Source organism: Ktedonospora formicarum (assembly GCF_016587355.1).
In the GTDB taxonomy this organism is placed as follows: domain Bacteria; phylum Chloroflexota; class Ktedonobacteria; order Ktedonobacterales; family Ktedonobacteraceae; genus Ktedonobacter; species Ktedonobacter formicarum.
The window spans coordinates 89,713-104,614 of sequence record NZ_BNJF01000003.1 but is presented as its reverse complement, the minus strand read 5'-3'; the positions used below and the strand labels follow the sequence as shown (position 1 = coordinate 104,614).

Genomic DNA, 14,902 nt, shown 5'->3' with positions numbered 1-14,902 from the left:
GGAAGGGTGAACGGTTGTCTGAGTTCTGACAGAACCATATGACCTGGAGAAGATCGGCTTCAAGGAGTGCGCCGGCGAGGGATGCGTGTGCTCGTTGCTGGCGCGCCTGTTTTCTCTGTGTACGCTTCTGTGAAGCTTGTGGTTATGGGCGAGGAAACGTGATGGTGGGGTTTACGTTGGACCGTTGATCGACAATCAGAAAAGCTGTCTGAGAGGTATTCAAAGAAAGTCTGAGAGAAATGCTCTCTACTGGAGAGTAGACTGGCAAATCGGTGCTATAGCGAAGGGGTTGGTTTTTTGCGGCTGTTCGTGTACAGACCCAATCAGTGAACTCACATGTGTACACTTCCAAGCGAAACGGGGCTGTTGCCGTTTCATCATGATTGTCCATTCCCTTTCCGGTTGCTTGGAGTGAAAGCTGATATGTATGCCCTTGAGAGGTCAGGCTATCTTTGTGGTCAAAGCTGGGAAACAGAGAGCAGAGCAAGAGGATGTATCCACAGATCCCCATTATACAGATGGCTGTAAGTATCCCTGCGCCAACCACCAGCCGTTTCCAGGCAATCGGCAGCGCCTTCCATGTCACGTTTCTCCCTGTTTTGGAAACAGCAAAACGTGTGAAGAGGGAGATGCTGAGAAGGATGAAAAGAGAACCGAAGAGGGTGTAATAGAAGAACCCATAACGTTGTGTCTGCACCATCAGCCAGTACAAGAAAGGCAGGTTCCAAGCGTAGAGTTGCTGATTGAGAAAGAGGAGAGCGATGATGCCGCCAGAGATACTGATGCCAAGTGCCATCCTATTGAGGCTCTTCTTGTGAGAACGTGTAGTTGCTGATAAGCCTTTCATGGTGAACGTGATGACCTCCAATGAAAACCTTCCAGTGATACAACTCTTCTACGATGTAGATGTGCTTCCAACACTATTCATCTTGCGTGGTAATCAAGTCTATCAAATTTTTTCCCCTACATGTATGCTATCCTTCACAATCCTGTTATGGAAGGTGCCAGTTATCTTATCGCGCCAGAAGACCTCTGTGCTTCACACATGGGGATGAATGGCGCGCTCCTTTGTGGGGTAGAGCGGGCGGCTCAAAAGATTGCTCTTTTACACTGTACATGGTGGACTGTAACACATGAAGCAGAAACACGCCTACAAGTATCGGTGCTCTCCCACTGACGAGCAGAAGCAGACGCTGGCTCGCACTTTGGCTGTGTTCGCTTCGTCTACAATTGGGCACTGCACAAAAAGACCGATGCGTTCTATAATGAGCACCAACGCCTCTACTATAAAGACCTCTCTGCCATGCTCCCTCTCTTGAAACAGCAAAAGGAGCATGCCTGGCTCGCCGAGGTGTCAAGCGTCCCTTTGCAGCAAGCCCTTCGCCACCTCGACCAAGCCTTCCTCAATTTCTTCGAGGGGCGTGCCAAACATCCAGCCTTCAAGAAGAAGCGCCACCATCAATCGGCAACCTACACCGCCAATGCCTTCACCTGGCGCAATGGATGCCTCACCCTTGCCCGCGATGGGTGAGCCTCTGGCAATTCGTTGGTCGCGTCCTTTACCAGAAGGTGCGACCCCTTCCGAGTGTCACCATCACCAAAGGCAGTGCTGATCGGTACGCGCATCAGCATCCTGGTGGAAGAGGAGATAGCGCATTTGCCATCCAATGAGCAGGTGATCGGGGCTGATCTTGGCTTGACGTCTTTTGTGGTGCTCTCCGATGGTGAGGTGGTCGGCAACCCCAGGTTCTTTCACAAGGATGAGAAGAGACTCGCCAAAGCCCAACGCCGTCATGCCAGGAAGCGCAAAGGCTCCAAGAACCGAGAGAAGACTCGTCTGAAGGTGGCTCGTCTGCATGCTCGTATCGCTGATCGCCGCCGTGATTTTCTGCATAAGCTTTCCACCCGTCTGATCTGTGAGAACCCGCGCGATCTGTGTGGAAAGTTTGCAGGTCAAGAACATGGTGAAGAATGGCACGTTGAGTAAAGCGATCAGCGATGTGGGCTGGTCCGAGTTTGTATCGCAACTCTCCTACAAAGCGGACTGGTATGGCAGGAACCCTGGTCAAGATTGACAAGTGGTACCCATCGAGTAAGCGCTGTTCTCAGTGTGGTCATGTGCTCGACGCTTTAGCGCTTGATCGTCGTCATTGGGACTGCCCTGAGTGTGGCGTTCATCATGACCGCGATGTCAATGCGGCAAAAAACATGGTGGCGGCTGGGCAAGCCGTCCTGGCCTGTGGAGAGGCCGTAAGACCTGGACGGGTCTTGACTCGTTCGGGCAAGCCTCAGCGAAGCAGGAAACCCAACAAGTGATTGTTGGAATCCCCTGCCCTTCCAGGCATGGGGAGCATGTTAATGCATGCAGGTGCGCAAACGGAGGGAGGCGCTGATAGAAGCGGAGGAGTTGGCGACAGCGGTGGACCAGCGTCTCAAGGAGCAGCCTGTGGAGGTGCCAGGGAGGTGGATGTGGTCGGACCTGGCGCTGAGGCGGGAGCAAATGGAGACAGCGGTGGATGTGTTGAAGCTGTGTCTCACCATCCAGCGAGACGCTGATCCCGAAACGGCGCATCACGTGAAGCGGCGGTGGCGGCGAGGGGTGGGCCTGCGGGAGGATGGATGGATCGAAGTGCGCAGCGTGAGAGGACACAGTCCATATGTGTAAGACCGATGGTGCTCTCCAGGGTCGAGGAAGGTGCAGACGAAGCACTATGGGCGCTCTGAGAGTCTCTTGTGTGAGTTGGCGCTTGATGTGAGTCTGGAGCCGTCGCGTTGATGCGTATGAGACTGGTGTGGTGGTGGGAACATGTTGTGAAACGTGGTGAGCCTGGTGCGTAAGAGGCGACACGTGGGAGGATCATCAACGGCTTCGTCTGGCCGCGCGTGTGTCCCGTGCTCGCTGCTGGGTGGGTGCCTGGTGGCATTCATGAGTGGCCAGGCTGAATGCGAAGCCTGGACGTTTGGTCTATTTTTGTGTTCGGACGAGAGACAACAATGGCTTCCCGAGGTGTGTTAGCTACGCCACAGGAAGACCATGATGTAGGTTTTGTACTTCTCTTCCTATTCATAGGAGAGGGCGCTGACGTGTATGCTTTGGGTGGTGTCGGGCGTGATCGTGAGGGTGGCCTAGTCTTCTGATGAAGCAAATTGTACGCGACAGATCCAGGTGGTGGAGGAGCATTGTTCTATTGAGAGCAGATGAAGAAAACGATGATTACTCGGATGAAGCTGGTAGTATGCTACCGTGAATTCGAAGGCGAATGTTTCGATATCCTGTGCTGTCACGAGATGGGGCGCAAGGGGGATCCCACGTGTGATCTCCGAGAGTGGAGGATCATCAGGGTTTCAGGCCACTCGACGATTTTGCACATCTAGAATGAAACAGATCAGATAGGCTTGTAGCTGCATCTCTTTGTCGTTATGGAATTATCTCTCACGTGTCCACCGCTTCATTGATCTCTCCCATTTCACACTTGGCACACACATTTTCTGAGGATATCCCTTGAGAGGTATTCAACCAACCACTAGGTTGACAAGTAGTGCATCCTGTGGTAGTATTCGACCATATGGTTGGTTGATTATCTGAGGATAGCCAATTGACCGAGAGAGTACTGAACCGACGAGGAAAGAGAAAACGGAGACGATGCATGATGACTGACAAGAACGAGATCACACACCAGAGTGAGAATCGTGCACACGCTTTGATTCTCGCCGCCTATGACACTATTGCTGAGAAAGGCTTTGAGGGTTTGCGTCTACGAGACGTAGCAGACCAGGTTGGGATGAATCATGCGACATTGCACCACTACTTTCCAACCAAAGAAGCTTTGGTTCAAGCGGTGGTGTTCTATGCGACGCAGCGTTTGGGCGAAACAGTTGTTTCCCCTGAGGGAACCCCTACGGACCAGTTACGCGCTCACTTTCGCTTGCTTTGGCAACGAATACAGGAAGAGCCAGCTCTCTTCATTGTCTTAACAGAAGTCGGACTGCGTGCACAGCGTGATCCAGCTATTCGAGCGATTGTGCAGCCACAAGCGGAAGGATGGCTTGCCTTCCTCGTGAACATCCTGCAAGCAGGGATCGAGCGAGGAGACTGGCCCAAGCATTTCGACGCCGAAACCGTCGCCTCCGCCATCATCGCCGTCATCCAGAGCGTTAGCTTGATAAATGTCAAGTTATCGCCCAAGAGGACCGAGCAAGCTCTCAAACAACTTGAGTTCTGGCTCCTGGATGAAAACGCAGAATCTCTGTCCTGACTATTCCTGCCAGTTTCTGCATCCTCTTCCCAAGAGAGCATACTATGTGTGCTCTCGAGCATCTCTTTGCCTGTTGTTCTGTCATCAGTTAGACCTGTTGAAAGAAGAAACAAAGAAGGGAAACAATCCTGATGCATCATCTGTCTCACTACGATGAACATGCCCCTGTTTTGATTGTTGGTGGCAGCCTAGTTGGGCTGTCAACGGCACTCTTTCTCTCAAAGCATGGTATTCCCTGCTTGCTTGTGGAACGCCATGCCGGAGTATCGCCGTTTGTACGTGCCGGTGGGTTTAATTCACGCACACTGGAGATCTATCGCTCGGTTGGATTGGAGCCAGCTATTCGCGAGGCAGCGCCGGAAGCGCTCAAAGAGATGAAAATCGTGCGGGTTGAGACCCTTGCTGGTCGCGAACTTGGGACCTTTCTGGAGAACAGCAGTGATTATGCCATGGCTGCCAGCCCTCTCCGGGGGAGCATTATCCCACAGAATATTCTGGAGCCTCTTCTGCGTGAGTACGCGCGCACACTCGGCGCTGATCTTCGCTTCAGTACGGAATGTGTTTCCTTCGAGCAGGATACTAATGGAGTAAATGCGGTGATCCGCGATCTGGCCAGTGGGCAAGAGCAACGTGTGCTATCAAGCTACCTGGTAGCTGCTGATGGGAATCGTAGCCCCATTGGAAAGAAACTGGGCATTGATGCACAGGGACCCGGAACGCTCGCCTATCAGATGAATATCCTGTTCCGTGCGGATCTGCGTGCCCCGCTTCGTGGTCGACGCCTGCTTGCCTGCTATGTTGCCAGCGTCCAGGGGTTGTATGGCGGCGATGAGGATGGCGGCCTTCTTTCTGTTCCCTATGATCCTGAGAAAGAAAGTGAGCAAGATTTCCTGGGTGAACGGGGTATCGAAGTTGTACGCACTGCTATGGGGGTCCCAGATCTGGCGGTTGAAATTCTGGGGACACGAACCTGGGAGATGGCAGATCGACTGGCTGCTCATTTTCAACAGAGCAGAGTTTTCCTGGCAGGTGACGCGGCACATGTCATGCCTCCAACGGGTGCCTATGGTGCCAACACAGGCATTGCCGATGCACATAATCTCGCCTGGAAGCTGGCTTTTGTTCTCAAGGGGAAAGCCGGGACGGGACTGCTGGAGACCTATGAACCCGAACGTCGTGCGGCTTCGCAACTTGCCGTGGAACAGGCATTGTTGAATTATGTAGAGCGCTTACATCCCGAACGAACTGTCCAGGTGAGCGCAGAGAAGATCGCTTACGAAATTCCCATCTTTGGCTACATCTATCACTCGGCAGCGGTCCTTTCAGAGGATACCGCTCTCTATGAAGACCCGCAGTGTCCGTCAGGACGACCAGGCACACGCGCTCCTCATGTCGCCCTGGAACGCGATGGAAAGCCTCTCTCGATGTTCGACCTTTTCGGACACGATTTTGTGTTGCTGACCGGAGCAGAAGGCGCGGCCTGGTCTGAGGCGGCTGAGGCTTGTGCGCAGCGATTGGGCATCACTCTGGACACCTACCGCGTGGGTGCTGATGTTCTGGATATCGATGGGTGCTTCGGAAGTCGGTACGGCCTTTCTTCTTCTGGTGCGACACTGGTGCGACCAGATGGCTTCATCGCCTGGCGAGCACATGAAGCCAGTCAGCAACCAGTGCAGGAGCTTTCTCAGGTCCTGACCCAGATCCTGTGCTTGAAGCTCTCGTGAAACGTTTGTCCTCTGAAACTGGGAGTGAAGCATTCTCTTGTTGAACAGCGATAAAATCGCGTTAAAAAGAGGTCGGCCCATCCAAGCTTGACAATGATGGGTAAAAGCTTGGGTGTGCTGACTTGCCAATGAGTGGAGAATGGTTTGGCTTTCGTTGAACGGGAAGGAAAAACGTATGAGAGGGCAGGAAGAGCGGAGCCATGAACACGATCAGGAGGCCAGAGCATGCCTAGTCAGGCTTATGCAGATGGGGTATTCCTGGCAAAAGGCTCAAGCTCAGGTGGAATTGCGCATCAGTAGATCGACCGCGTACCGTCTGTAACAGACGGTACAGACACGGGGAGAAGCCGCTTTGCGGGATGGAAGACATGGGCCACCCAGCCAAGCTGCGAGAAGCCGTACTTCAATGGCTGATGGCGATCTGCCGCGCCAATCCACAGATGCCGAGCCGCGAGGTGCAAGTAGCGCTGCAAGAACAATTCGGCATCCAGGTGAGTATCGGGCACCTCAATCGCGTCCGCGCCCAATTAGGCATTGGCAATCATGTTGGACGTCTGAAAAAAACGCAAATGTCATGTGCTCACCAAGATGGTAAATGACCCGAAATGTGGTTCTGGCTCGCATTTGGTGATTGATGAGCTTATTGGGCCATCCTGGCCTTTTCATTGAGGACAGAAAAAGAACACAAACTGCTGTTTCTCACATGCTTTCGCCAAATTTGGGACAGATCCGAAATCTGGGAAATCAGCGTGAAACAGAGGGATCAGCCAGGAAGACGATAGAGAAGCCCCTTCCTCCCTCGATCCATTCCCATTTGGAAATTGAGGTTCCCTTTGTGGAGAAAAAGGCGCTATGTGTCACCAAACTTCGCCATGGATGATTTACCTCTCCTAGCAGCAAGGATGACCAATACCTGATGCATAAAGAGCCGATGAGCCAATCAAAGAGAAAAACATTTCTCCTCTCTTTCCCTATTCTTCTTAACCAGAAGGACGGGTTAAAGCGGCATCAAAGGCAGTACTGACCGTGATTGGTTCCCAGGTATCAACCTCTTCTTTCACTTGCTGGAGCTTGTGACGAACACGCTCCAGAGCATCAGCACCAAGAACCAGACGCAAAGGCGGATGAGCAGTTTCCACGACTTGAATCATAGCCTGGGCTGCACGCTTTGGATCACCCGGCTGCTTGCCATTGATGTGTCTTACCTGTTCCCGCGCAACTCCGCTGGTTTGAGCGTAATCTTCAATCTGGCGAGCAGCCTCCTTTAAGGATCGTCCAGTAAAGTCGGTGCGAAAGTATCCTGGTTCAATGAGGGTCACATGGATGCCCAGTGGAGCAACATCCTGAGCAAGCGCCTCGGACATGCCTTCTATCGCGAATTTACTGGCATTGTAGATGCCAGCGCCTGTCTCACCGATGAAGCCATCAACCGATGCCATCATGAGAATATGCCCGGAGCGCTGTTGGCGTAGAAAGGGAAGGATGGCACGCGTCACATGCAGAGTCCCAAAGAAATTTGTCCCCAATTGTTGACGTGTTTCTGCATCCGTGGCCTCTTCCACGGCACCTAGCAGGCCGTAGCCAGCATTATTGACGAGCACATCTATCCTCCCAAAATGCACAGCTGCTTGGGCTGCGGCATCCTGGCCCTGATGTGGGTCTGTGACATCCAAAGGCAAGAGTTGAACATGAGCTGGAGACGAGCGGGCAAGGTCCTGTAAGCGCTCAGGGTGACGTGCCGTTGCCACGAGCCGATCACCATGCGCGAGCACGGCTTCAGCCAGCGCACGACCAAAGCCTGTCGAACAGCCAGTAATGAACCACACGCGTGGATGGGGAAGGACATTGCTTGCCATCGTGTTTCCTTCTTTTACAGTAAACTACTAGCAGGCCTTCTCGACACAAGGCCACAGCAAGCAGTACACTTGCTGATATGAACGCTCGAATCTGGAAGGCGAAAGACTCGTTTCCCCATGTGGCTTGACCAATTGAGAAAGATCGCTCTTCGCCTTCCTGGGTTCCTGGAAAACGAATCATTGGAGAGTCGCGCCGTGAGCGCCGCAGTAAAAGGACCCTCTCGCCTCACCAGGAGCCGTTGTTTCAGCAGGAGGGCCTGCGTATGTGGTTTGCAGGAATCGATTGGGCAGATACCCATCATGACATTCTTGTCCTCGATGAACGAGGGCAAAAACTCACTTCGTTTCGGGTCATGCACACCTCGAAAGGCCTCGACGAGCTGACCAACCGCCTGACAGCCATCTGTGGTCCAGAGCACAAGGCCGAACTGGCCTGCATTGTTGAGACCACTCGTGGCTTGTTGATTACGTACTTGTTGGAAGCTGGGTTTACCGTCTATCCAGTCAACCCCAAAACGGTGGATCGCAAACGCTCGGCATCGGGAGCCAAGACGGACCAGATTGATGCCTATCTGCTGGCGAAACACGGCCGATCGGAGTTGGCTGATCTGCGGCGACTGGAACCCGATAGCCCCTTGATTGCCGAACTCAAAGCCTTGACGCGCGATCAAGATGGCTTGATCCAGATGCAAACCCGCCTGGTCAATCAACTGACCGCTTGTCTCAAAGCCTACTATCCGGTTGCGCTCACCCTGTTTACCAAGGTGCAGCAACCTTCGACCTTGCACTTCTTGCTCGCCTATCCGACCCCGCAGGAGGCGATGAACGCTTCGTGTGAAGCGATTGCTGAAGTGTTGAAAAGCGCTGGGCATCCAACGCCAAAGAAGACCGCGGCCTCGATTGTGAACCAGGTGCATCAACCCCAATTGGCTGCCGATGACGTGACATGCAGGACCAAATCGCGTTTGTTGATCGCTCTGATTCGTCAATTGCAGCCTGTGATGGAAGCGATTGCCGCCTATGATCAGGAGATCGAGCGTCTTTTTTTGATGCATGCTGACAGTCATCTCTTTCTCAAGCTGCCTCGTGCAGGCAAGCGGATTGCCCCACGACTGTTGGCAGAAATTGGGGATGATCGCTCGCGCTATCAAGGTGCGGCCAGTTTGCAAGCCCTGGCTGGGACCTCGCCAGTCCCCTATGAAAGTGGTAACTATGCCAAGCCGCATCGGCGCTATGCCTGCATCAAGCCGTTGCGCAATGTGCAGCAGCAGTTTGCCTGGCAAAGCATCCAGACCGAAACCTGGGCTAGCGAGTACTATGAGCGCAAACGTCGGGAAGGCAAAAGTCACAGCGTTGCTGTCCGTGCGCTGGCCAATGTCTGGGTCCGCATTCTCTTTGCGCTGTGGCTCAAAAGAGAAGCCTACCAGCCTGCGATCTTTGAACACGCTAGACATCAGCATGCGCCTCGTGCGGCATGAGGGCTGAATCAACCACAGAGAAACGAAACACTCGCGCCTCCCAGGCAAAACAGGCGCCTGTTTTTGCCTTTCAACTCGGCATGCCTTTTTTTGACCACGCAAGCTCAGGCGTGTCAAGGAAAGCGCAGCGGCTTGACGCGCCTGAGCGACGTGGTACACTCCTTCATGCCGTGTTGGAAGCATCGTTCTTCCTCCTGTTCTCAATTGTTGCCTGGTTTCACATTGATCATTTGAGGACTTGACATAGAGAGTCTTTCTCATTTACTGCAATGACAGTGAGTAGGGAAACACCGTTCTCTGGTGTTTCGTATAAATGGTGACACGACCTGCGTCAGAGAAAAGTTCCACATGAGTAAGGCAAGCTTTTTGAGTTCATCGGTCATCCCCGCTGTTAGGAGAGGTAAATCATCCATGGCGAAGTTTGGTGACACATAGCGCCTTTTTCTCCACAAAGGGAACCTCAATTTCCAAATGGGAATGGATCGAGGGAGGAAGGGGCTTCTCTATCGTCTTCCTGGCTGATCCCTCTGTTTCACGCTGATTTCCCAGATTTCGGATCTGTCCCAAATTTGGCGAAAGCATGTGAGAAACAGCAGTTTGTGTTCTTTTTCTGCCCTCAATGAAAAGGCCAGGATGGCCCAATAAGCTCATCAATCACCAAATGCGAGCCAGAACCGAAATGTGGGCACGTTTTGCCCTCAAACCTGCACATTTGCCCCCAATCTTGAGCAGCACAACCATTGGTTCGTTGAGAAACCGCCTCTGGAGCCGTAGATGGTGAATCGTTTTTGGTAATTCCAGGTGCTATGGGCGTAAACAATAATGGACCTGAATGTTCGGACGTTCTTCCGTACCTGGCTCATATCCGAACATTCGACACCTCGCCGTAACATGAACATACTTGACGTATGTGGTCAGTGCACAGTGGTTATTTGGACTCTGCCATTCAAGCGAGAAAAGCGAGCTTGAGTACATGCTCCTGCTGTACAAATTGCTATCCGTTTATCAATGTCCACAAACTGAGAACCAGATATGAGTTTCTGGACACATGGTCTTTGCTTAGCGTTGTTTTTCGCACTGTTAATACTCGACCCCCATATACGGGTAACCCAGCCTGTTCGTCCACATGGTTGCTTCCTTGAGGACAGCGTAGATCGACGAAATACGGTAGGGAGTGGCTTGCCTGGGATCGGATGATGTCAGATACCTTTTGACACTTGCTCCTTTCTCCCTTCGTGTTACTAGGAGATTGTTTTGTCCGAAAGTAGCAGAAGGAGGGAAAGGACTCAAGCAATGCAATCGGTGATCCTTATCAATGCCTTCGAGGTAAGAGCAGGTCAGGAGGAGCAATTCAAGACGGCATGGCACCAGGTAGCCGAGCGTCTCCGACATGCAAGAGGCTTTCGCTCGACCCGGCTCCATGAGAGCTTAGACCCCCAGGCGAGGTTCCGTTTCATTAATGTCGCGGAGTGGGAATCGCCGCAACATTTTCAAGCAGCGATGCAGGAAGTAGGAGAGCAGCTTCGTGCGACCATATCCTATCAGTCGTACCCGGCGCTGTACCAGGTGATTGCTGAGTAAACTAACAGAATATGCAGAGGCATATGAAAGGAGTATCGTGCTATGGAGGAGCCATTTCACCCACCTCTGAGGCAGCGTCTCTTCAGCGCGTTCCTCAGGGCACTCAATCGTGTGGGGATAGCGGTAGGGCCGTTCTCTTTCTTGACGGTGCAGGGCCGCAAAACGAGGAAAAGCTATACACTACCGGTGACGCCCATTAAACAGCAAGGCGTGCTCTTTGTGATCTCCCCCTTTGGAGAGGTGAGTTGGGTCCGCAACGCGCGAGCCGCAGGAGTGGTGAGCCTGTCACGTGGTCGCTGGCACGAGAGGTTAGCAGTACATGAGCTGTCTCCGCAGGAGAGTGCCCCTCTCCTCAAAACCTATCTCACGCGCTTTCTGCCTTTTGTGCGCTCCTCTTTCGCTGTCACACCACAGTCGAATCTGGCGGAGTTTGCTGCTGAAGCCCCACGCCATCCCGTCTTTCAGTTGACCCAGGAGCCAGATTGAGGCACAGAGCTGGCTCCTGGGCAAGTGACCGACGACATGTCTAGAAAGAAGGAGGAAAGAGAGAGTGTACAGGAAAAGCTATTTTCCTCCTGTATACTCTTATACTCTCTCTCGTATTACTCGCTACTCTGCCCCTGGTGACACGTACGTAACGCTACCCTCCTTTCCCGCTCAGTTTTACCCGAGCGGGACGCCTATTTGTCCTTGACAACCTGAAGCGTCCAGAGTATGTTCTCTGTAGAAGTTTGAGGAAGAGTTCTGTAGAAGTTTGAGAGAACAAGAAGCATGGCCAAAGCGACACCGAAGGTTCTTGATGGATATCTGAATCTCTGCATGAGGCAAACCGATACGCAGGAGGCGATTCCTCTCGATTCTCCTGCATGGTATGGCTGGCTTGAACAACACCGTTCCTTTCGTTTCGAGAGCGCTCACGGCTGTTTCACTGCCCGGAAAGAACAGCGCCCGGGGGATGGTACTGGTATGCCTCTCAACAGCAACAGGGGAAGCTGCGTTCTGCCTATCTAGGCAAAACATCAGACCTTTCCAATGAACGCTTACACCGGATTGCGTCTCAGCTCAGTGATCGCGCTACGTCTGAGAGCTCTCATCCTGAAGCGAAAGACCACCCGTTTTTGCCCTTTGATCCTTTTTCACCACACGATCCTTTCTTAGTGACGAAACTCACTGTCCCACACACACACACGCATCTGCTGCCGCGATCTCAGCTTATCAAGCGTTTGGATCTGGCAATCGAGCGTAAACTGACGCTGCTCTCCGCTCCTGCAGGCTCAGGCAAAACAGCACTGTTGCAACTCTGGACGCAAGATCAAAAGACGCCTGTGGCATGGCTCTCTCTCGATGAACAGGACAATGACCTTGTTCGCTTCTGGGGCTCTATCCTGGCATCGCTGATGTGGTACTATCCGGCTTTGAAGACACCCTCTCTCAGCCCTCCTTTTGAAAGGCACGACCAGCAGGCGTCTGTCCTGATTACGATGTTGCTCAATACACTTGCGACCTTCGAACAAGACTGTTTTCTTGTGCTCGATGATTATCATCTGATTTACCATGCTGACATTCATGCCACATTTTCGTTTTTCCTGGAGCATCTTCCATCCTCTGTTCATCTCATTGTGGCCAGTCGCTCCGAGCCGCCATTCCCACTTGCTCGTTTGCGAGCGGCAGGGGCCATCCTGGAATTGCGGGCCAGTGATTTGCGCTGCACTGCTGCTGAAATCGCCGCCTTTTTCACGGATGTGGTTGGCCTTTCTCTTCGCCCCGATGCTCTCGATAGCCTGCAAACACGAACCGAGGGATGGATCACTGGCTTGCAATTGGTGGCCCTTTCGCTGCAAAGTATGCAGACGCCTCAGGAGCAAGAGACCTTTGTGGCAACCATGAGTGGACAGACGCGCTATATTTTCGAGTATCTTCTTGAGGAAGTGTTTCTTCGTCAATCCGCCGTTGTCCAACGATTCCTGATGGAAACCTCCATCCTCTCTCTGCTCAACAGCGCTCTGTGTCGTGCTCTCTGCGAATGGTATGATGGGTCAGACCTCCTGGAAATCGTTGACCACCGGAACCTCTTTCTGGTGAGCCTTGATTACCAGCACGCCTGGTATCGATATCACTCGCTCTTTGCTGAGGCATTGCGTCATCGTTTCCGTCAGCACTATCCTGAGCGATGGTCTTTGCTCCATCAACGAGCGGCACAGTGGTACCTGGAACAGCATATGATGAGCCAGGCCATTGAACACGCGCTCATGGCTGGTGATCTGGAACTGGCCGCTCTTGGTCTGATCCAGGTCGCAGAACCCTTTCTAGCGCGGGGCAATACGGCTCGCTTGCAGTCCTGGCTAGATGCGTTTCCTCATCTTTTCATCCGTACCCAGCCCCCCCTTGCGATCATCTCCGCGTTTCTCCTGCTGCTTTCCTCGCGTTTTGATGCAGTAGAGGCGTGGCTTCTTGATGCGGAGCATGTGCTCAACACCGGGAATTGCCCCTTTCCTTCGAGTACACTCTCCGCAGGGCACCTCCGCGGATATATCGCGACGGCTCGTGCGGCTCTTGCGCTCAACGCTGGAGAGACAGCCCAAGCGATTACCATTGCCATGGCGGCTCGCGCGTCTCTATCGGAACATAATGTCTTACTGCAAAGCCTGCTGGTCCTCAACCTCAGCGATGTGTATGAACTGCAAGGCAACATCTCCTCTGCCATTCAAGTGCTCAATGAAGCGAGCGTCCTTAACGAGACGAAGAAGGCCCCCTTTGTCTTGCTTGATGCGCTGGGAGATATGGGCAGGCTCCAGGCTGCGCAAGGGCATCTGTACCAAGCCGGCGCGACATACCGTCAGGCGCTTGATCTGGTCCGTGAAGAAGCCGGAGATGGGCGCTCTCTTCCTCCTCCTGCTGGAAAAGTCTTGATTTACCTGGGTGAGCTTCACTATGAATGGAATGAGTTAGAGCGGGCACTGCACCTGGTACGTGAAGGCATTGAGTACTGTCAGCAGTGGATGCATCTGCGGCATCTGCTGGAAGGGTATGTGCTGCTGCTTCGTATCTGTCTGGCGAGAGAAACCTGGAAAGAGTTTTTCGCGATCTTGGAAACAGCGCAACGTTTGATCCAGGAATCACAAGAAATTAGCCAGCAGATACAGGTGAGTAGTCCTGGCCCCAAATTGCTTCAGGCCATAGACCAGATTGAGGCGCTTCAGATGCGCTTGCAGATCATACAGGGAAAGCCAGAGGACGCTGAACGTGCTCTGCGGGAGCGCTATCCCCGGCTAGAAGAGCATAGTTGTGTCTGTTATGCCTGTGCGACCGTTTTTGTCGAACTGCTGCTTGCTCTCCAGCGGCCTGAACAGGCGCTGGAACTGGTGGAGCAATGGTTCACTGATGCAGAAGCGAAAGGTCAGGTCGGGAGAATTGTTGATCTCTCCATCTATCGCGCCCTCAGCTTCCAGGCTCAGGGACGCAGCGAAGAGGCGCTTACGGTGCTTCAGCAGGCCCTTGTACAGGCGAACACCGGAGGATATCACCGTCTGTTTGTAGATAAAGGCCCCTCATTACGGCCGCTGTTGCAAGGACTTGCGGCACGTGGGCTCGCTCGTCGTTTGGTTCAGAAACTTTTGGATGCCATGCCACCACAGCGTCTTCCGCAGATATTTTCGCCGGACAGGCTCAGTCAGCGAGAGCAAGAAGTCCTATATCTGCTGGCTGATGGCAGATCGAATCGCGAGATCGCAGCTCATCTGGTTTTGAGTCTGGGTACCGTCAAGTGGTATATCCATGCCATTTATACCAAGCTCGGCGTTGGTAGTCGGACACAGGCCCTTGCGGAAGCTCACAGGCGGCGTTTGCTTGGCTAACCATCGTGCGTGCCGGTCAACAAGGAACATCGTGCATTTTCCTCATCCTATTTTCCTATCTTACGATAGATGACAGGCGCAGGGTTTGGTCGCTACACTCCCAAGAAAGAGAAACACTTGTTCTTCATTCTTCTCACTTCACTTCTCTGAAAG

The 14,902-nt window shown here is 53.0% G+C and carries 11 protein-coding genes and 1 pseudogene; 10 read left to right on the top strand and 2 right to left on the bottom strand.

The features are described from left to right. Positions 1–142 precede the first annotated feature (142 nt). A complete protein-coding gene (locus K3T82_RS26735; RefSeq protein WP_220196618.1) occupies positions 143–796 on the bottom strand; it encodes a lipoprotein LpqH in 654 nt (217 codons plus the stop codon). A gap of 337 nt (positions 797–1,133) precedes the next feature. Between K3T82_RS26735 and K3T82_RS50100 the strand changes: the two are divergent. The 6 genes and pseudogenes from K3T82_RS50100 (at position 1,134) to K3T82_RS26705 (ending at position 6,579) form a co-directional block, all read left to right on the top strand. After that, a pseudogene (locus K3T82_RS50100) lies at positions 1,134–2,316 on the top strand (RNA-guided endonuclease TnpB family protein). Between the two features lie 46 nt (positions 2,317–2,362). After that, positions 2,363–2,665 (top strand): hypothetical protein, encoded by a 303-nt coding sequence (locus K3T82_RS26725; RefSeq protein ID WP_220196617.1) that lies wholly within the window; start codon positions 2,363–2,365, stop codon positions 2,663–2,665. Between the two features lie 982 nt (positions 2,666–3,647). Beyond that, positions 3,648–4,256, top strand: a complete 609-nt coding sequence (locus K3T82_RS26720) for a TetR/AcrR family transcriptional regulator (RefSeq protein ID WP_220196616.1) — start codon at positions 3,648–3,650, stop codon at positions 4,254–4,256. 131 nt (positions 4,257–4,387) lie between these two features. Further along, positions 4,388–5,980, top strand: a complete 1,593-nt coding sequence (locus K3T82_RS26715) for an FAD-dependent monooxygenase (RefSeq protein ID WP_220196615.1) — start codon at positions 4,388–4,390, stop codon at positions 5,978–5,980. 175 nt (positions 5,981–6,155) lie between these two features. Continuing rightward, on the top strand, positions 6,156–6,302 hold the full coding sequence (locus tag K3T82_RS26710) for a hypothetical protein (protein ID WP_220196614.1): 147 nt from the start codon (positions 6,156–6,158) through the stop codon (positions 6,300–6,302). 37 nt (positions 6,303–6,339) lie between these two features. Further along, positions 6,340–6,579 carry a hypothetical protein gene (locus tag K3T82_RS26705; protein ID WP_220196613.1) on the top strand — a complete coding sequence of 80 codons (240 nt, stop codon included), beginning with the start codon at positions 6,340–6,342 and terminating at the stop codon, positions 6,577–6,579. A 381-nt stretch (positions 6,580–6,960) separates the two neighbouring features. Here the strand turns inward: K3T82_RS26705 and K3T82_RS26700 are convergent, their stop codons facing one another. Further along, complete coding sequence (locus tag K3T82_RS26700) at positions 6,961–7,836, bottom strand: oxidoreductase (RefSeq protein ID WP_220196612.1); 876 nt, start codon at positions 7,834–7,836, stop codon at positions 6,961–6,963. A 263-nt stretch (positions 7,837–8,099) separates the two neighbouring features. Between K3T82_RS26700 and K3T82_RS26695 the strand changes: the two genes are divergently transcribed. The 4 genes from K3T82_RS26695 (at position 8,100) to K3T82_RS26680 (ending at position 14,749) form a co-directional block, all read left to right on the top strand. After that, the gene (locus tag K3T82_RS26695; RefSeq protein ID WP_220196611.1) at positions 8,100–9,314 is read left to right on the top strand and encodes an IS110 family RNA-guided transposase; all 1,215 of its coding nucleotides are present in this window, start codon (positions 8,100–8,102) and stop codon (positions 9,312–9,314) included. 1,293 nt (positions 9,315–10,607) lie between these two features. Beyond that, a complete protein-coding gene (locus K3T82_RS26690) occupies positions 10,608–10,895 on the top strand; it encodes an antibiotic biosynthesis monooxygenase family protein (protein WP_220196610.1) in 288 nt (95 codons plus the stop codon). Positions 10,896–10,937: 42 nt separating this feature from the next. Then, a complete protein-coding gene (locus K3T82_RS26685; protein WP_220196609.1) occupies positions 10,938–11,381 on the top strand; it encodes a nitroreductase family deazaflavin-dependent oxidoreductase in 444 nt (147 codons plus the stop codon). A gap of 632 nt (positions 11,382–12,013) precedes the next feature. Further along, positions 12,014–14,749, top strand: coding sequence for a winged helix-turn-helix domain-containing protein (locus K3T82_RS26680; RefSeq protein ID WP_220196608.1), 2,736 nt, complete (start codon positions 12,014–12,016; stop codon positions 14,747–14,749). Positions 14,750–14,902: the final 153 nt, after the last annotated feature.